The sequence below is a fragment of the Bacillus sp. JS genome (assembly GCF_000259365.1).
Taxonomy (GTDB): domain Bacteria; phylum Bacillota; class Bacilli; order Bacillales; family Bacillaceae; genus Bacillus; species Bacillus stercoris.
Genome location: NC_017743.1, coordinates 2,323,921 through 2,341,201, shown reverse-complemented (window position 1 = coordinate 2,341,201; position 17,281 = coordinate 2,323,921). Strand labels below are relative to the sequence as shown.

20 protein-coding genes and 1 riboswitch are annotated in these 17,281 nt (G+C 43.0%); of the genes, 19 read left to right on the top strand and 1 reads right to left on the bottom strand.

Annotation, left to right across the window (positions count from 1 at the left end; translation table 11 throughout):
• Positions 1-425 precede the first annotated feature (425 nt).
• From MY9_RS21180 to ribT, 9 genes are all read left to right on the top strand, one after another.
• A complete protein-coding gene (locus MY9_RS21180) occupies positions 426-1,733 on the top strand; it encodes a bifunctional DedA family/phosphatase PAP2 family protein (RefSeq protein ID WP_014664469.1) in 1,308 nt (435 codons plus the stop codon).
• Positions 1,734-1,850: 117 nt separating this feature from the next.
• Positions 1,851-2,057, top strand: a complete 207-nt coding sequence (locus tag MY9_RS11705; RefSeq protein WP_003230483.1) for a zinc ribbon domain-containing protein — start codon at positions 1,851-1,853, stop codon at positions 2,055-2,057.
• A 333-nt stretch (positions 2,058-2,390) separates the two neighbouring features.
• On the top strand, positions 2,391-2,945 hold the full coding sequence (gene sipS / locus MY9_RS11700) for a signal peptidase I sipS (protein ID WP_014664467.1): 555 nt from the start codon (positions 2,391-2,393) through the stop codon (positions 2,943-2,945).
• A 233-nt stretch (positions 2,946-3,178) separates the two neighbouring features.
• Entirely contained in the window at positions 3,179-3,523 is a 345-nt protein-coding gene (locus tag MY9_RS11695; RefSeq protein WP_014664466.1) for a hypothetical protein, read from the top strand.
• Positions 3,524-3,644: 121 nt separating this feature from the next.
• A riboswitch (FMN riboswitch) is annotated at positions 3,645-3,789 on the top strand.
• 129 nt (positions 3,790-3,918) lie between these two features.
• Positions 3,919-5,004, top strand: coding sequence for a bifunctional diaminohydroxyphosphoribosylaminopyrimidine deaminase/5-amino-6-(5-phosphoribosylamino)uracil reductase RibD (gene ribD, locus MY9_RS11690; RefSeq protein ID WP_014664464.1), 1,086 nt, complete (start codon positions 3,919-3,921; stop codon positions 5,002-5,004).
• Positions 5,005-5,014: 10 nt separating this feature from the next.
• Entirely contained in the window at positions 5,015-5,662 is a 648-nt protein-coding gene (ribE, locus tag MY9_RS11685; protein ID WP_014664463.1) for a riboflavin synthase subunit alpha, read from the top strand.
• A gap of 14 nt (positions 5,663-5,676) precedes the next feature.
• Entirely contained in the window at positions 5,677-6,873 is a 1,197-nt protein-coding gene (locus MY9_RS11680; RefSeq protein ID WP_014664462.1) for a bifunctional 3,4-dihydroxy-2-butanone-4-phosphate synthase/GTP cyclohydrolase II, read from the top strand.
• 32 nt (positions 6,874-6,905) lie between these two features.
• Positions 6,906-7,370, top strand: coding sequence for a 6,7-dimethyl-8-ribityllumazine synthase (ribH, locus tag MY9_RS11675; RefSeq protein WP_003223915.1), 465 nt, complete (start codon positions 6,906-6,908; stop codon positions 7,368-7,370).
• A gap of 112 nt (positions 7,371-7,482) precedes the next feature.
• Positions 7,483-7,857, top strand: a complete 375-nt coding sequence (gene ribT, locus MY9_RS11670) for a GNAT family N-acetyltransferase RibT (RefSeq protein ID WP_014664461.1) — start codon at positions 7,483-7,485, stop codon at positions 7,855-7,857.
• A 13-nt stretch (positions 7,858-7,870) separates the two neighbouring features.
• Here the strand turns inward: ribT and MY9_RS11665 are convergent, their stop codons facing one another.
• Positions 7,871-8,395, bottom strand: coding sequence for a DUF309 domain-containing protein (locus tag MY9_RS11665; RefSeq protein WP_014664460.1), 525 nt, complete (start codon positions 8,393-8,395; stop codon positions 7,871-7,873).
• Between the two features lie 213 nt (positions 8,396-8,608).
• Between MY9_RS11665 and scpA the strand changes: the two genes are divergently transcribed.
• The 10 genes from scpA (at position 8,609) to resC (ending at position 17,211) form a co-directional block, all read left to right on the top strand.
• Positions 8,609-9,364, top strand: a complete 756-nt coding sequence (gene scpA / locus MY9_RS11660; protein WP_014664459.1) for a segregation/condensation protein A — start codon at positions 8,609-8,611, stop codon at positions 9,362-9,364.
• Positions 9,354-9,947 carry an SMC-Scp complex subunit ScpB gene (scpB, locus tag MY9_RS11655; RefSeq protein ID WP_014664458.1) on the top strand — a complete coding sequence of 198 codons (594 nt, stop codon included), beginning with the start codon at positions 9,354-9,356 and terminating at the stop codon, positions 9,945-9,947. The genes scpA and scpB overlap by 11 nt, the downstream gene beginning before the upstream one ends.
• A gap of 54 nt (positions 9,948-10,001) precedes the next feature.
• Positions 10,002-10,541 (top strand): YpuI family protein, encoded by a 540-nt coding sequence (locus tag MY9_RS11650; protein WP_014477219.1) that lies wholly within the window; start codon positions 10,002-10,004, stop codon positions 10,539-10,541.
• A 122-nt stretch (positions 10,542-10,663) separates the two neighbouring features.
• On the top strand, positions 10,664-11,812 hold the full coding sequence (dacB, locus tag MY9_RS11645) for a D-alanyl-D-alanine carboxypeptidase DacB (RefSeq protein WP_014664457.1): 1,149 nt from the start codon (positions 10,664-10,666) through the stop codon (positions 11,810-11,812).
• Positions 11,800-12,390 carry a spore maturation protein SpmA gene (gene spmA / locus MY9_RS11640; RefSeq protein WP_014664456.1) on the top strand — a complete coding sequence of 197 codons (591 nt, stop codon included), beginning with the start codon at positions 11,800-11,802 and terminating at the stop codon, positions 12,388-12,390. The genes dacB and spmA overlap by 13 nt, the downstream gene beginning before the upstream one ends.
• Positions 12,391-12,394: 4 nt before the next feature.
• Entirely contained in the window at positions 12,395-12,931 is a 537-nt protein-coding gene (gene spmB / locus MY9_RS11635) for a spore maturation protein SpmB (RefSeq protein ID WP_014664455.1), read from the top strand.
• Positions 12,932-13,022: 91 nt separating this feature from the next.
• Positions 13,023-13,757 (top strand): 23S rRNA pseudouridine(2605) synthase RluB, encoded by a 735-nt coding sequence (gene rluB / locus MY9_RS11630; RefSeq protein ID WP_014664454.1) that lies wholly within the window; start codon positions 13,023-13,025, stop codon positions 13,755-13,757.
• 94 nt (positions 13,758-13,851) lie between these two features.
• Entirely contained in the window at positions 13,852-14,391 is a 540-nt protein-coding gene (gene resA, locus MY9_RS11625; protein WP_014664452.1) for a thiol-disulfide oxidoreductase ResA, read from the top strand.
• Positions 14,388-16,016: a cytochrome c biogenesis protein ResB gene (gene resB, locus MY9_RS11620; RefSeq protein ID WP_014664451.1), complete on the top strand. Its 1,629-nt coding sequence runs from the start codon at positions 14,388-14,390 to the stop codon at positions 16,014-16,016. The genes resA and resB overlap by 4 nt, the downstream gene beginning before the upstream one ends.
• 19 nt (positions 16,017-16,035) lie before the next feature.
• A complete protein-coding gene (gene resC, locus MY9_RS11615) occupies positions 16,036-17,211 on the top strand; it encodes a cytochrome c biogenesis protein ResC (RefSeq protein WP_014664450.1) in 1,176 nt (391 codons plus the stop codon).
• Positions 17,212-17,281: the final 70 nt, after the last annotated feature.

The following is a 17,281-nucleotide window of genomic DNA, read 5'->3' as shown; positions in this document are numbered from 1 at the left end:
CAATAAGATCAACTTCTGGTTGACTACAAATAGATATACATTACAAGCGGCTCTTCAAACCAGTGATTACGCATGCTGTAGCCGTGATGTCCCGTTTGCTGAAGATGTTCCTTTCTTGTAAGAGAACGGTCTCTCCTAAATTTAATAATCTGCTATGATGACCCTCAAACGAAAACATGGGGGAGATAAGGTAGTCACTCCCTTAACCGTATATGTTAGATTTTTCAAACCAAACAAACACCTGACTTGGTCGTTGAACCAGAACCGTCCTTGGCAAACAATCTGTATCAATATGTATGGACAAGGATAGGTTGCGTTTTTTATCCAGATAAGATCCCGTCGGAATTACTGAAAAGAAAATTGAGCTGATTATACAAAAGTGGATTGGGAATGATAAAAGGACAAAAAAGGTTAAGGAGAAACACATGCAAGTTTTGACGGGGTTACTTGAACAGCATGGATATGCCGTCTTGTTTATTGTGTTAATGTTAGAGCTTATCGCTTTACCTGGGCCTGGAGAGTTTCTGATGGGCTATGCCGGTGTTCTCGTGTTTCAAGATAAGTTAAACTGGGCGCTAAGCATGTTAGCGGCAGGATTGGGAAGCTGTGCGGGAGTGAGCATTTCGTATTGGATCGGGTATAGACTGGGCCCTGCCATTTATAAATATGGAGAACGAATTCATTTTGGAAAGGACAGGATGGAAAAAACATCACGCTGGCTTGCACATTACGGAAACAAATTATTTCTTATTGCTTACTTTATACCAGGTGTGCGCCATGTCGCCGGCTATGCTGCAGGCATTACTCATATCCGATTTAGACAGTATGCCATCTATGCGTATTGTGGTGCATTTCTTTGGACCGGCACGTTCATTTCACTTGGAAAGTTACTCGGACCGGAGTGGGAACAGTTTCATGCCGCAATCAAAAAGTATGTATTGATCGGGAGTTTGTTTGCTGCTATTCTGTTCCTTCTTTTCTACCTGGTCAAGACGCAAAAAAGCAAGATCAGAGAGTTGATCATAGCGGGATTGGTGAAGGGGGCAAGACAATTTCACACCCTTCGCCGTTTAAGGCTTCTGATCGTGTTTACAGCTTTATTGTTTTTGATGTTTGTGCTGTTAATGGGAAGCTTGGTTGAAAATTATATCAATAATGAATTTAAGCCGTTTGATACGATCGTTACACTTGTTGTGACAGTTCTTTTTAACTCACAGTGGCAGTATTGGATGGCAGTATTCGGGGTTTTTGCGTCGAGAGATGTTCTATTAGCCGTTATTGTTGTAACTTTTCTTTGGATAGTATTCAAAGGGCAAGACCGGAAAATCGAACTCTCTTTCTTATTTTTCCTAGTCATTGGCGGAGAGCTTTATGAAGAGGGAATCAGGCGGCTCTTTCATTCCCTTCGTCCTGTCCATGCTCCTTTGGAAAGTCCCGTCTTATACCCGTTTCCAAGCGAACAGACGTTAACGGCATTTGTCATTTTTGGTTTTTGCGCTTATCTCTTTGTGCGTCATTCTCACAAAGCTCGTCTGCAAACTGTTACATTTTTATCGTTGCTTGTCGTTTTGTTCCTCATCGGGCTGAGCCGTGTGTACTTTCATGAACAGTATCCTAGTGATGTTGTTGGGGGCTACGCCTTCGGCGGTGTTTGGCTCAGTTTGAATGTTTTCGTCATGGAGCTCTTCCGTTTTTCCAGAAGATTTAGCAAGCTGAGAAACGAACCCGATTAGTATGTAGGACGGGTGATTAAAATTAAGAAAACTTTAAAGTTGTACGATTCATTGAGATTGGTATTTTGTAGTAAAATAAATCAAAACAAACGTGATGTATGAAAAGGGGTTCTATATATGGACAACAAAGGCTGTATAAAATGCGGCAGCACTGAAGCCGGACAAAAAGAAATAGCCACAACCGGCACGGGTTTATCAAAGCTGTTTGACGTGCAGCATAACCGATTTTTAGTGGTTTACTGTAAGAACTGCGGATATTCAGAGTTTTATAATAAAGAGTCTTCAACGGCCGGGAATATATTGGATTTATTTTTTGGAGGCTGACAATGTTTTTCGAGCTTCACTGATTTAAACATATCATGAAAGCAAAACGGATGCCTGTTAAGTCACCTGTGAAATAAGCTGCCCGTAACCTCTGTCCCTGTGCAGGATAAGGATGCTGACGTTGATGCCGTCCAGGTTATGTTGAACTATGAAGTTGAAGTTCAATTTCTCAAGCGACATTTGAGGAAGGCCTGGTTGTGATCGACAAGAAAAAATAGGCATGAAGAAGATGAAGATTAACAGTTTGTAAAATCACTTCAATGGTCCTAATGGGATTTCTTTTCGATTCGTGATAACATAAATTGAAGACCGTTGTTTATTGGAGGAAATCAGTTGAAATCAGAAAATGTTTCGAAGAAAAAATCCATTTTAGAATGGGTTAAAGCAATTGTGATAGCTGTCATTCTTGCTTTGCTCATCCGCAACTTTATTTTTGCGCCGTATGTCGTTGATGGTGACTCTATGTATCCTACACTTCACAACCGTGAAAGGGTCTTTGTCAATATGACAGTCAAATACATCGGCGAGTTTGATAGGGGAGACATCGTTGTGTTAAACGGAGATGATGTTCACTACGTCAAACGCATTATCGGCCTTCCCGGCGATACAGTTGAGATGAAAAATGACCAGCTCTATATCAACGGGAAAAAGGTGGACGAACCTTATTTGGCAGCTAATAAAAAGAGAGCGAAACAGGACGGTTTTGACCATTTGACCGATGATTTCGGCCCGGTTAAAGTGCCTGATAACAAGTATTTTGTGATGGGTGACAACCGTCGGAATTCCATGGACAGCCGTAACGGACTTGGCCTCTTCACGAAAAAACAAATAGCGGGTACGTCAAAGTTTGTTTTCTACCCGTTTAACGAAATGCGCAAAACAAATTAGAGTCAAGCAGACCCATTGGGGCTGCTTTTTTTTATATCTTTTTTACGGTTATCCCCCAAAACCAGAACATAAATTCGTATATCTATAGAAAAGAAATTTTTGCAGAAATGTGAAACATATTCTCGTTATGTATCGTTATATTAATAATTTACGAGAATTTACGGTTTTTTATTCATGAAAAAAAGGAATAACTCATATGAATGAATAGATTCATATTGGCTGGAGGTTTAGATATGGGAAGAATAAAAACCAAGATTACCATTCTGTTAGTGCTTTTGCTTTTACTTGCAGGCGGTTATATGTACATAAATGATGTTGAGCTGAAGGATGTCCCGACAGCAATCGGACAAACCTTGTCCTCGGAAGAAGAGGAATACACCATCCAAGAATATAAAGTAACGGCAATCGACGGCTCAGAGTATCATGGAGTAGCAGAAAACGGAACGAAAATCATCTTCAACGGAAAAAAATTAAATCAGGATTTATCTGATATAAAAGAAGGTGACAAGATTAAGGCATACTTCAGCAAATCAAAGCGGATCGATGGATTAATCAAGGTTGCAAAAGTGAATGATTAACAAAACATCACCTTTCAGATCGAAGGGTGATGTTTTTGTTTTTCTCAAATTGTAAGTTTATTTCATTGCGTACTTTTAGAAGGATCGCTATAATAGCCAATAAGGACAAATGAATAAAGATTGTATCCTTCGGGGCAGGGTGGAAATCCCGACCGGCGGTAGTAAAGCGAATTCGCTTTAGAGCCCGTGACCCGTGTGCATAAGCACGCGGTGGATTCAGTTTAAGCTGAAGCCGACAGTGAAAGTCTGGATGGGAGAAGGATGATGAGCCGCTATGCAAAAAGTTTAAAAATGCATAGTGTTATTTCCTATTGCGTAAAATACCTAAAGCCCCGGATTTTTCATAAATTCGGGGCTTTTTTGACGGTAAATAACAAAAGAGGGGAGGTAAACAAATGGAAGAGCATTATATGAAGCTGGCATTAGATCTTGCGAATCAGGGCGAAGGACAGACCGAATCAAATCCGCTCGTCGGCGCTGTTGTCGTAAAGGACGGACAAGTTGTCGGAATGGGCGCCCATTTAAAATATGGGGAAGCTCATGCAGAAGTTCATGCTATCCATATGGCTGGAGCACATGCAGAGGGGGCCGACATTTACGTTACACTCGAACCGTGCAGCCATTACGGAAAAACACCGCCATGTGCAGAATTGATTATCAATTCTGGCATCAAAAGAGTGTTCGTGGCGATGAGAGATCCTAACCCGCTTGTGGCTGGAAGAGGGATCAGCATGATGAAAGAAGCCGGCATTGAGGTAAAGGAAGGCATCCTGCCAGACCAGGCGGAGAAGCTGAATGAAAAATTTCTGCACTTTATGAGGACAGGCCTTCCGTACGTCACACTAAAAGCGGCCGCAAGCCTTGATGGCAAGATAGCTACCAGCACAGGTGACAGCAAATGGATCACATCAGAGGCTGCAAGACAGGATGCTCAGCAATACAGGAGAACACACCAAAGCATTCTAGTCGGAGTTGGCACGGTGAAAGCCGACAATCCGAGCTTAACTTGCAGACTGCCGAATGTAACAAAACAGCCGGTTCGGGTTATACTTGATACCGTACTCTCGATTCCTGAGGACGCTAAAGTGATTTGCGATCAATTAGCGCCGACATGGATTTTTACAACGGCACGCGCAGACGAGGAAAAGAAAAAACGGCTTTCCGCTTTCGGAGTGAACATATTTACACTGGAAACCGAGCGCATTCAAGTTCCCGATGTTTTGAAAATCCTATCGGAAGAAGGCATCATGTCGGTGTATGTGGAAGGCGGTTCAGCTGTTCACGGAAGCTTTGTCAAAGAAGGCTGTTTTCAAGAAATCATCTTCTATTTTGCCCCTAAACTAATCGGAGGAACGCTTGCTCCCAGCTTAATCTCCGGTGAAGGTTTTCAATCAATGAAAGATGTCCCCTTATTACAATTCACTGATATAACCCAAATCGGCCGTGATATCAAACTGACGGCCAAACCGACAAACGAGTAGGATGGTGACCATGTTTACAGGAATTATCGAAGAAACAGGCACAATCGAGTCCATGAAAAAAGCAGGGCATTCAATGGCCTTAACAATTACATGCTCAAAGATTTTAGAGGATGTTCATCTTGGCGACAGCATTGCAGTGAATGGTATTTGTCTGACTGTCACTGATTTTACAAAAAATCAATTCACTGTGGATGTTATGCCTGAAACAGTCAAAGCTACGTCACTGAATGATTTATCAAAAGGAAGCAAAGTAAATCTGGAAAGAGCGATGGCGGCAAATGGCCGTTTCGGAGGCCATTTCGTCTCAGGCCATGTCGACGGAACTGCGGAAATCACACGAATTGAAGAGAAAAGCAACGCAGTTTACTATGATTTAAAAATGGACCCGTCTTTAACCAAAACATTGGTTTTAAAGGGATCAATTACCGTGGATGGCGTGAGCTTAACCATTTTCGGCCTGACAGAAGACACAGTGACGATTTCTTTAATACCGCATACGATCAGCGAAACGATCTTTTCAGAAAAAACGATCGGCTCTAAAGTGAATATCGAATGCGATATGATCGGAAAATATATGTATCGATTTTTGCATAAAGCCAATGAAAATAAGACCCAACAAACCATTACAAAAGCCTTCTTAAGCGAAAACGGCTTTTAGAGAGGAAGATTTGCATGTTTCATCCGATAGAAGAAGCACTTGACGCTTTAAAAAAAGGCGAGGTCATCATCGTTGTAGATGATGAAGACAGAGAAAATGAAGGAGACTTTGTGGCTCTAGCCGAGCATGCAACGCCGGAAGTGATTAACTTTATGGCGACACACGGAAGAGGGCTGATCTGCACGCCTCTCAGTGAGGAAATTGCAGACAGGCTTGATCTTCACCCTATGGTTGAGCATAATACAGATTCTCACCATACTGCCTTTACCGTAAGCATAGACCATCGAGAAACGACAACAGGTATCAGCGCTCAAGAAAGATCATTTACTGTTCAAGCTTTGCTGGACAGCAAATCCGTGCCATCTGATTTTCAGCGTCCGGGGCACATTTTTCCTCTGATTGCAAAAAAAGGAGGTGTCCTGAAAAGAGCGGGCCACACAGAAGCTGCTGTTGATCTTGCTGAAGCCTGCGGATCTCAAGGAGCCGGCGTCATTTGTGAAATTATGAATGAAGACGGAACGATGGCGAGAGTGCCTGAGCTCATTGAAATTGCGAAAAAGCATCAGCTGAAAATGATCACGATTAAAGATTTGATTCAATACCGTTACAATCTGACAACACTAGTCGAGCGTGAAGTTGACATTACGCTGCCTACTGATTTTGGCACATTCAAGGTTTACGGATACACAAATGAGGTAGATGGAAAAGAGCATGTCGCATTTGTGATGGGGGATGTGCCGTTCGGAGAAGAACCGGTATTGGTCCGGGTGCATTCAGAATGTCTCACAGGTGATGTGTTTGGGTCTCATCGCTGTGACTGCGGTCCGCAGCTTCACGCCGCGCTGACCCAAATTGCCGCAGAAGGCCGCGGAGTGCTTCTGTATTTGCGCCAAGAAGGACGAGGCATCGGTTTAATCAATAAATTAAAAGCTTATAAGCTTCAGGAACAAGGCTATGACACCGTCGAAGCCAATGAGGCGCTTGGATTCCTGCCGGATCTTCGCAACTATGGCATCGGTGCACAAATTTTACGCGACCTCGGTGTGCGGAATATGAAGCTTTTGACGAATAATCCACGGAAAATCGCAGGCCTAGAAGGCTACGGACTCAGTATTTCAGAAAGAGTGCCGCTTCAAATGGAGGCGAAAGAGCACAATAAAAAATATTTGCAAACCAAAATGAACAAGCTGGGTCATTTACTTCATTTCTAATCACAAATATCACAAAAAAGGATGGGAATCATATGAATATCATACAAGGAAATTTAGTTGGTACAGGTCTTAAAATCGGAATCGTAGTAGGAAGATTTAATGATTTTATTACGAGCAAGCTGCTGAGCGGTGCAGAAGATGCGTTGCTCAGACACGGCGTAGACACAAATGATATTGATGTGGCTTGGGTTCCAGGCGCATTTGAAATACCGTTTGCTGCGAAAAAAATGGCGGAAACAAAAAAATATGACGCTATTATCACACTAGGCACTGTCATCAGAGGCGCGACGACTCATTATGATTATGTCTGCAATGAAGCTGCAAAAGGCATCGCGCAAGCCGCAAACACTACTGGAGTACCTGTCATCTTTGGAATTGTGACAACTGAAAACATCGAACAGGCTATCGAGCGTGCCGGCACAAAAGCGGGCAACAAAGGTGTAGATTGTGCTGTTTCTGCCATAGAAATGGCAAATTTAAACCGCTCATTTGAATAATTTGCTGAAAACAGTTTAAAAATATGGCGAAAATGATATAATGTGAGAAAACGGATCACCTATTCGTATCCGTTTATAGCAGACTGGACATTTTGGATATAGAGGGGTTTTTATGTTAATTCGTTATAAAAAATCGTTTGAAAAGATTGCGATGGGACTTCTTTCGTTTATGCCGAATGAAAAAGACCTTAAGCAGCTTCAGCAGACAATTAAGGACTACGAAACGGATACAGACCGCCAGCTCTTTCTTTGGAAAGAGGACGAGGATATCGTCGGAGCAATCGGAGTCGAAAAAAAGGATTCTGAGGTAGAGATCCGGCATATCAGTGTGAATCCTTCTCATCGCCATCAAGGAATCGGAAAACAGATGATGGATGCTTTAAAGCATTTATTCAAAACGCAAGTGCTGGTTCCAAATGAATTAACGCAGAGCTTTTTCGAACGTTGTCAAGATCAGCAGGATCAAGACATTTCATACAATAATTAAGCAGAGGCCGTGATCAGCCTCTGCTTTTTTTTCTGCGTTCTCTTTCTTTTTCACGTTCGCGGACGACGTCAGTTCGATCCCGCAAACGGTGTTTGTCGATAAGAAATGTGTCGCTAAGTGTGCTGGGCTGCCCCCATGTATACTTTTTATTCTTGCATTCGTTCCGGCAAGCTTCCTTTAATTTCTCATCTTTGATCGGCAGCATAATGCTTTTATAGGCAGATCCGGTTTCGATTTGTTCATAAACTGTTTGCATAAGCTCGAGCAAACGCCCATGATCGAGCCCTAAGTCTTCGACTGCCTGGTGTTCTGCTTGAAGAATCCGGATGCTGTTCGCCATCAGTCTTTTGGCCCCGGCTGTATTCTGCCTTCTGTGATGATATAAAGCAACTGCAAGCTGAATAAAGCCGACCCAATAGCGTTTTCGTTTCTTTGGCGGATCTTCCTTCCAATATTCTTCTAATATTTCATGGCATTCAAAATAATCCCGTGTCGCGTGAAACTCAACGAGATAATCTATATAAGCTTTTGGATACAAGGTGCTTCCTCCTTTAATGTCTTTTAGTGTAACACAGGAAGGATAAAAGGAAAAAAGAACGCTCAGCCAACGCATTACGCGTTTTGAATATTCTGTACAAACTGCTTCAAAACAGGAAATGAAATAGTATTGGACGAGAGCTTTTTGGTGGCTTATACTAAAGGGTAGCCAGTTTTACCGGCAATGAGAGTGATACTTGAAAATGGTGAGATGATGGAAGAATATCAAGTGAAAATTGATACGTTTGAGGGCCCATTGGACCTGTTGCTTCATTTAATCAATCGTCTTGAAATTGACATATATGATATACCTGTGGCGAAGATCACTGAACAATATTTATTATATGTACATACAATGCGCGTGCTTGAGCTCGATATTGCCAGCGAGTATTTGGTTATGGCCGCCACGCTGCTCAGCATTAAAAGCAGAATGCTGCTTCCGAAGCAAGAGGAGGAGCTTTTTGAAGATGAATTACTTGAAGAAGAGGATCCGCGTGAGGAACTGATTGAAAAGCTGATTGAGTATAGAAAATATAAAGATGCGGCGAAGGATTTAAAAGAACGGGAAGAAGAAAGACAAAAATCGTTCACGAAACCGCCGAGTGATTTGAGTGAATATGCAAAAGAAATAAAACAGTCTGAGCAAAAGCTCTCTGTTACGGTCTATGATATGATCGGGGCTTTTCAAAAAGTGCTGAAACGCAAAAAAATAAACAGGCCGATGGAAACGACGATTACTAGACAGGACATACCAATCGAAGACAGAATGAACGAAATTGTGCACAGCCTGAAATCAAGAGGAACGAGAATCAACTTTATGGACCTGTTTCCATATGAGCAAAAAGAACATTTAGTAGTGACCTTTCTAGCCGTTCTCGAGCTGATGAAAAACCAGCTGGTTCTCATTGAACAGGAGCAAAATTTTTCAGATATTTACATTACGGGGAGTGAATCCATTCATGGGGCTTGATATCGTGAATTGGAAAGCTATAGTGGAAGCCCTTCTTTATGCGGCAGGCGATGAAGGGCTCACAAAAAAGCAGCTGTTAACGGTGCTTGAAATCGAAGAGCCTGAGCTGAACACCATCATGGCGGAAGTGGCGGACGAATACCGCGGGGATACAAGAGGCATTGAACTGATTGAGTATGCAGATACGTACATGCTCTCTACAAAAAAAGACTTTGCACCTTACTTGAAAAAACTGATTGAAGTGCCGTCCAAGGGCCTTTCTCAAGCATCTTTAGAAGTGCTGGCTATTGTTTCATACAAACAGCCAATTACGAGAGCAGAAATTGAAGAAATCAGAGGAGTAAAATCAGAGCGGATTTTACACAGTCTCGTCGCGAAGGCGTTATTGTGTGAAGTGGGACGTGCTGACGGTCCGGGACGTGCCATTTTATACGGTACAACGCCGACTTTTCTTGAACAATTCGGTCTAAAAACACTGGACGAGCTTCCGCCGCTGCCTGAAAATGCGGAAGAAGACGTTCTTCAAGAAGAAGCAGATTTATTTTTTGAAAACTTTAACCAAACCTTCGAAGATATAAAATAGAAGTTTAATGAATCGCGCTTTTTCATCATCATAAGATATAAGGAAGAAGCTATCATGAAAGAAGCAAAATGTGAGAGACAAAGACATGAGGGGAAGATACCAAACGAAATGGGACATTCGATTGTGCGAGCGCAGACTCAAAAAACAGGCGAATTCTTATCAATGGTTGTCAATACCGTGAACGATTACCTAAATCAAACGACGCTGGAATCCTTACAGGCTGAATTGCCTATTGAAAAAGGATACTGCTGTGATGTGCTGAGCACTTTGAGAAGAATGGCAGTATTTTGTGAAGGAGGCGCAGAAGCGTGCCGCCGTCTCCTGATGCAGGAGCCTTTTCAGGAAGCCAGAGCGGAAAAAACACTTTATAATGTGTATCACCAATGCATTGAAGAGTTCTTTATGCCGAAAAAAGACACGTGGTGTGAAAACAGCCGGGCGTCTTATACCGGGGTCAGCGCAATTGAGTTTTATCATGCTGTTCCTGCGTCGCTTGAGCAATTACTATTGCCGTTGAGCGCAGCCTTTCTGAAGATGAGGGAAGAGCTGGCTCATTACGAAGCGTCCGGATCAAGCATGGCGCCAATCAGATAACGTTTACTCTCCCTCTTTCTGGGAGAGTTTTTTTATGTTTGCTTCCAGAAATAGAATTGTTATTCATAACTGATGGACATGCGCATAAACTTGTACAAACCACCACAAGGACGTGAGCAAACATGCGCATTTTCAAAAAAGCAGTATTCGTGATTATGATTTCTTTTCTGATTGCAACTGTAAATGTGAATACAGCACATGCAGCTATAGATGTCAGTGCAAAAAGCGCGATCATTATCGACGGAGCGTCAGGCAGAGTGTTATTTGCCAAGGATGAGCATCAAAAAAGGCGTATTGCCAGCATCACAAAAATTATGACCGCCGTCCTCGCTATCGAATCCGGCAAAATGGATCAAACGGTGACGGTTTCGGCAAATGCTGTCAGAACAGAAGGTTCCGCCATTTATTTAACAGAAGGTCAAAAAGTGAAATTAAAAGATCTTGTGTATGGCCTGATGCTAAGATCAGGAAACGACGCCGCTGTCGCGATTGCTGAGCATGTCGGTGGGAGCCTCGATGGGTTTGTTTATATGATGAATCAAAAAGCCGAGCAGCTTGGTATGGAGAACACCCGTTTTCAAAACCCGCACGGCTTGGACGACCATGAAAATCATTATTCAACAGCCTATGACATGGCCATTTTAACTAAATATGCTATGAAACTGAAAGACTATCAAAAGATTTCAGGCACAAAAATATACAAAGCGGAAACGATGGAAAGCGTATGGAAAAATAAAAATAAACTGCTGACCATGCTTTATCCATACAGTACAGGAGGGAAAACAGGCTATACAAAACTTGCAAAACGGACACTGGTTTCAACGGCTTCAAAGGATGGCATTAACCTGATAGCCGTCACCATTAATGACCCTGATGATTGGGATGACCATATGAAAATGTTTAATTATGTGTTTGATCATTATCAAACCTATTTAATTGCAAAAAAAGGGGACATTCCAAAGCTGAAAGACACATTTTATGAATCGAAGGCTTTTATCAAACGAGATATCACCTATTTGCTGAACGAAGAGGAAAAAGAAGATGTGAAAATTAATACCACGCTGCTCAAGCCAAAAAAAGCATGGGAAAAAGACGCCTCAAAAATTCCTGACATCGTAGGGCACATGGAGATCATGTTCAACAATGAAACCATCGCAAAAGTGCCGATCTATTATGAAAATGAACGTCATCAAAAACCGAAGAAACAATTTTTTGAAACGTTTAAGTCAATCTTTCTGAATGCGGCAGGCGGAGCAAAATGGTCAATATAATTTGGGTCAGTTTAACTGTGATCGGACTTGTTTTTGCGATGTGCAACGGAACTCTTCAAGATGTAAATGAAGCCGTGTTTAAGGGTGCGAAAGAAGCCGTTACGATCTCATTTGGATTGATGAGCGTGCTTGTTTTCTGGCTTGGCTTAATGAAAATAGCTGAGCAGTCAGGCCTTCTGGATATTTTCAGCCGGATGTGCAGGCCTTTTATATCTAAGCTGTTCCCTGATATACCGCCGGACCACCCGGCGATGGGCTACATTTTATCTAATCTTATGGCGAATTTCTTCGGCCTCGGAAATGCAGCAACTCCGCTTGGCATTAAAGCAATGGAGCAAATGAAAAAGCTGAATGGAGACCGATCGGAAGCAAGCCGGTCGATGATTACGTTTTTAGCTGTTAATACGTCCTGCATCACTCTCATTCCGACAACGGTGATCGCTGTCCGGATGGCTTATTCCTCCAAAACGCCGACAGATATCGTCGGACCAAGCATTTTGGCAACGCTCATTTCCGGAATCGGCGCTATTATCATTGACCGGTATTTTTATTATCGCCGCAAGAAGAAGGGGAGGTAAGCGGATGGAAATCATCAACTGGATGTCTTTAGCGATGATTCCGATCATTATTGCCGGCATACTTCTTTATGGGACAATCAAAAAGGTTCCCACATATGAATCGTTTGTCGAAGGAGGCAAAGAGGGGATAGAAATCGCCTTCTCCATTATCCCCTATTTAGTCGGAATGCTTGTCGCGATAACTGTTTTCCGATCATCAGGCGCGCTTGATTTTATAATGGATCTTTTAAAACCGGTTTTCTCTGCTATCGGCATCCCCGGTGAGGTGGTACCGCTTGCTCTGATCCGCCCGATCTCCGGTACGGCCGCACTCGGAATGACGACCGATTTAATCGCAGTATACGGGCCCGATTCCTTTATCGGCAGACTGGCTTCCGTCATGCAGGGATCTACAGATACAACGCTTTACGTATTGACAGTGTATTTTGGTGCAGTCGGTATTAAAAAAATGGGTGATGCATTAAAGGTGGGACTTCTTGCCGATTTAATCGGCGTAGTTGCATCAATCATCATCGTTACGTTATTATTTGGGAGCGCCTGAAAACGGCGTTTTTTTTAGATTTGGCATACAGATTTGAAAAAGCTTGTTTGTTATGGTTGAAAAAAGTAAGATAATACTTGAGGTGAAAGACATGGAAAGACTGCAAAAAGTAATTGCTCATGCCGGAGTTGCATCGCGCAGAAAGGCAGAAGAGCTGATTAAAGAAGGAAAAGTAAAGGTGAACGGCAAAGTAGTAACAGAGCTCGGTGTTAAGGTCACCGGTTCTGATCAGATTGAGGTAAACGGGTTAAAGGTTGAACGCGAAGAGCCGGTTTACTTTCTCTTATATAAACCGAGAGGCGTTATTTCTGCAGCGCAAGATGATAAAGGACGCAAAGTGGTGACGGACTTTTTTAAAAATATTCCGCAGCGCATTTATCCGATTGGGCGCCTGGATTATGATACGAGCGGTCTTTTGCTTTTAACCAATGACGGCGAATTCGCCAATAAGCTGATGCACCCTAAGTATGAAATAGACAAAACATACGTGGCGAAGGTAAAAGGAATCCCGCCTAAAGAGCTGCTCAGAAAGTTAGAGCGTGGAATTAGGCTGGAAGAAGGCAAAACAGCGCCTGCTAAAGCGAAGCTATTGTCTTTGGATAAGAAAAAGCAGACAAGCATTATTCAGCTGACGATCCATGAGGGACGCAACAGACAGGTGCGCCGCATGTTTGAAGCGATCGGACATGAGGTAATCAAGCTGAAGCGTGAGGAATACGCGTTTTTAAACCTGCGAGGCCTGCACACGGGAGATGCCAGAGAACTTACGCCTCATGAAGTAAAAAGACTCAGAGCACTGGCGGAGCACGGTAAAAACGCTTTCTAAATTTCACATAACCTTCAAAAAGTAAGAAATGAGAAATGAACTTGCAATGATATAATTGAATGGATCTGCAATAGGGGGAAGGGGGCAGTGGACAATGAAGAAAAAAAGGCGTTTATTCATTCGGACCGGCATCCTTCTCGTTTTAATCTGCGCACTTGGCTATACCATTTATAACGCTGTATTTGCCGACAAAGAAAGTATATCCGAAGGGTCCGACGCACCGAATTTTGTCCTTGAGGATACGAATGGGAAACGTATCGAGCTCAGTGACTTAAAAGGGAAAGGTGTTTTTTTGAATTTCTGGGGTACATGGTGTGAACCATGCAAAAAAGAATTTCCTTATATGGCAAACCAATATAAGCATTTTAAAGACCAAGGTGTTGAAATTGTCGCTGTAAATGTTGGGGAGTCAAAGATAGCAGTACATAATTTTATGAAATCCTACGGAGTGAATTTCCCGGTTGTTCTGGATACAGATCGCCAAGTGCTTGATGCCTACGACGTATCTCCGCTTCCGACAACCTTTTTGATTAATCCGGAAGGAAAAGTTGTCAAGGTGGTGACCGGCACTATGACAGAAAGCATGATACACGATTATATGAATCTCATAAAACCCGGAGAAGCTTCGGGATGAAGCAAGTCAAATGTGAATGCGGACATATAAACCCGGTCGGAACCGTTTTATGTGAATCATGCGGGAGGGCTCTCCAGGAAACTCAGCCTCCGCTCGCTGATATGAGATATGACGGAAGCGCAAGACGTTCGCAAACCTATAACAAAACAATTATCGATAAAATTTGGAATTTCTTTTCCTCGGTTAAGGTGGGAATATGGCTTATTGTCATAACCCTTGCTGCATCAGCGTTCGGCACCATTTTTCCCCAGGAAGCCTATCTGCCTCCAGGCGCACAGGCCGAGACTTATTACAAGGAGCAGTACGGCGTGTTTGGCCAGCTTTATTATTTGCTCGGGTTTCATCATTTATATGGTTCCTGGTGGTATTTGCTGCTCATTGCCTCGATCGGCATTTCGCTCGTGATTTGCAGCCTTGACCGTGTCATTCCGTTGTACAGAGCATTAAAAAACCAGGGCATCAAAAGGAACCCAGCTTTTTTAAGAAGGCAGCGCTTGTTCAGTGAAACGGCTACTGTACTGACCGAAGAAGCAAAAGAAAAGATAGTTGCCCTATTAAAGAAAAAACATTATAGAATCAGAGAAAAAGAGGGCAGCATTCTTGCTGAAAAAGGGCGTTTTTCCCGCTGGGGCCCGTATGTCAACCACATTGGATTGATCATCTTTCTGATTGGTGCGATGCTGAGATTTGTGCCAGGCATGTACGTCGATGAGACGCTTTGGGTCAGAGAAGGCGAAACCGCAGCAATTCCGGGTACAGACGGGAAATACTACTTGAAAAACAATCAATTCAGCGTAGAGACCTATAACAGCAAAACGGAAAAAAAGGTATTTGCAGATGCCATTGACAGAGTCGGGGACGGGAGAGTGGCAAAGAGCTTTCAAACCGATGCCGTTCTCTACAAGAGAGAAGGAAAAATTGTTTATGGCGAGAAGCCGAAGCTGAAAAAAGTAACAGAAGAAGACATCCGTGTCAATCAGCCGCTGCGCTTTGATTCTTTTTCCGTTTACCAGGTGGATTATAAAGAAAATCAGCTTGACCAAATGGTGTTCCAGCTGATTGATAAAAAAACAAAAAAATCTTTTGGAAGCCTGAAGATTAACCTTCTGGATCCAGATTCGGTCTATGATCTTGGCAACGGTTACAAAGTGGAAATCGCCAGCTATCTGCCAGACTTCTATTTTAATCAGGACGGACAACCAAGCACGAAAACAAAAATCCCTAACAATCCGGCTTTTGTCTTTAATATCATAACGCCGGATAAACCAAAGGGTGAAAAGAGCTTTGTCGCCATCCAAGAAACCATCGAAGGATCAGGCAGCAATAAATACAAGCTGAAATTTGACCATGTCGAAACGAAAAACATTACGGGACTTACAGTCAGAAAGGATCTGACACTCTGGGTGCTTGCTGTCGGCGGAGCCATTTTTATGATCGGTGTCATTCAAGGTATGTACTGGCAGCATCGAAGAATCTGGCTGCACTCACAGGACGGCGCAGTCATGGTGGCGGGGCATACCAATAAAAACTGGTTTGGCCTGAAGAAGGATATAGCATTTATATTGGATGATTCCGGACTGACTGAACCGGCGGACCAAAAAGAATTAATCAAAACACAGAAATAGGCGAAAAGGGAGTGATGTCATGGCAGAGCTGAGCGGAAATTTTCTTTATGCGGCCTTTCTTGTGTATTTAATCGCTGTCCCGATTTTCGGCGGGGCCATACGGGGAAATAAAGATAAAAAGGGCAGGCAAAACCGATGGGCCAACATTGGAATCACCCTTTCTGTTGTCGGGTTTATTTGCCACCTTGGGTATTTCATCACAAGGTGGGCTGCCAGCGGCCATGCGCCGGTCAGCAATATGTTTGAATTCACCACCGCTTTTGGCATGATGCTTGTTTTGGCGTTTATTATTCTTTATTTTATTTATAGATTGCCTTCATTAGGCCTGTTTACGCTGTCAATCGCTTTATTGCTGATTGCCTACGCCAGCATGTTTCCGACAGATATCTCGCCTTTAATTCCTTCGCTCCAAAGCAATTGGCTGTATATTCACGTAACAACGGCCGCGCTTGGGCAAGCTATACTTGCCATCAGCTTTGTCGCTGGTGTCATCTTTCTTTTGAAGCATGTAGACCAGACAAAACCAAGTAAAAAAACCTTCTGGCTTGAAGCGATTATGTTTATCCTGGTCACAACCGTCGCCTTTATTGCGATCACATCAGCATTTCGCCTTGCGGGCTATGAAGCGGAGTTTAACTGGGTGGATAAAAATAAAGAAAAAAGCGTGATGGTGTACGAAATGCCTGCGCTTGTCGGTCCGCATCAGGGAGAGCTTTTGACCGAGGGGAGAATGGAACCGCTTGTTGATCTTCCCGCGCTTTTCTCAGGAAGAAAAGTGAACACTGTCATTTGGTCATTTGGAGCAGGTCTTGTGTTGTATGGGGCTCTTCGTCTGATCATCAGAAAAAGAATCAGCGCTCTTTTACATCCGCTTGTGAAAAACGTCAATCTTGATCTGGTGGATGAGGTTGGGTACAGGGCCGTATCAATCGGGTTTCCGGTCTTTACGCTCGGCGCACTGATCTTTGCGATGATTTGGGCTCAGCTCGCGTGGACGAGATTTTGGGGCTGGGACCCTAAGGAAGTATGGGCGCTGATCACGTTTTTGTTTTATGCGGCTTACTTGCATTTAAGACTGTCAAGAGGCTGGCACGGTGAGAAGTCAGCATGGCTGGCCGTAATCGGTTTTGCTATTATTATGTTTAATTTAATATTCGTAAATCTAGTGCTTGCCGGACTTCATTCTTATGCATAGTCCTTTGAAAGCGACACAGTTCTCAAACTTTCTCACGATTTGATAAAATGAAAGTAACAGAAGGAAAGCA

Coding starts and splice junctions, on each gene's coding strand:
- spmA (WP_014664456.1), top strand. CDS start 11,800: ATGGTCAATATAATTTGGGTCAGTTTAACTGTGATCGGACTTGTTTTT.
- MY9_RS11680 (WP_014664462.1), top strand. CDS start 5,677: ATGTTTCATCCGATAGAAGAAGCACTTGACGCTTTAAAAAAAGGCGAG.
- MY9_RS21180 (WP_014664469.1), top strand. CDS start 426: ATGCAAGTTTTGACGGGGTTACTTGAACAGCATGGATATGCCGTCTTG.
- resB (WP_014664451.1), top strand. CDS start 14,388: ATGAAGCAAGTCAAATGTGAATGCGGACATATAAACCCGGTCGGAACC.
- scpA (WP_014664459.1), top strand. CDS start 8,609: ATGGAAGAATATCAAGTGAAAATTGATACGTTTGAGGGCCCATTGGAC.
- spmB (WP_014664455.1), top strand. CDS start 12,395: ATGGAAATCATCAACTGGATGTCTTTAGCGATGATTCCGATCATTATT.
- resC (WP_014664450.1), top strand. CDS start 16,036: ATGGCAGAGCTGAGCGGAAATTTTCTTTATGCGGCCTTTCTTGTGTAT.
- MY9_RS11695 (WP_014664466.1), top strand. CDS start 3,179: ATGGGAAGAATAAAAACCAAGATTACCATTCTGTTAGTGCTTTTGCTT.
- ribT (WP_014664461.1), top strand. CDS start 7,483: ATGTTAATTCGTTATAAAAAATCGTTTGAAAAGATTGCGATGGGACTT.
- MY9_RS11650 (WP_014477219.1), top strand. CDS start 10,002: ATGAAAGAAGCAAAATGTGAGAGACAAAGACATGAGGGGAAGATACCA.
- resA (WP_014664452.1), top strand. CDS start 13,852: ATGAAGAAAAAAAGGCGTTTATTCATTCGGACCGGCATCCTTCTCGTT.
- ribE (WP_014664463.1), top strand. CDS start 5,015: ATGTTTACAGGAATTATCGAAGAAACAGGCACAATCGAGTCCATGAAA.
- dacB (WP_014664457.1), top strand. CDS start 10,664: ATGCGCATTTTCAAAAAAGCAGTATTCGTGATTATGATTTCTTTTCTG.
- rluB (WP_014664454.1), top strand. CDS start 13,023: ATGGAAAGACTGCAAAAAGTAATTGCTCATGCCGGAGTTGCATCGCGC.
- MY9_RS11705 (WP_003230483.1), top strand. CDS start 1,851: ATGGACAACAAAGGCTGTATAAAATGCGGCAGCACTGAAGCCGGACAA.
- scpB (WP_014664458.1), top strand. CDS start 9,354: ATGGGGCTTGATATCGTGAATTGGAAAGCTATAGTGGAAGCCCTTCTT.
- ribD (WP_014664464.1), top strand. CDS start 3,919: ATGGAAGAGCATTATATGAAGCTGGCATTAGATCTTGCGAATCAGGGC.
- ribH (WP_003223915.1), top strand. CDS start 6,906: ATGAATATCATACAAGGAAATTTAGTTGGTACAGGTCTTAAAATCGGA.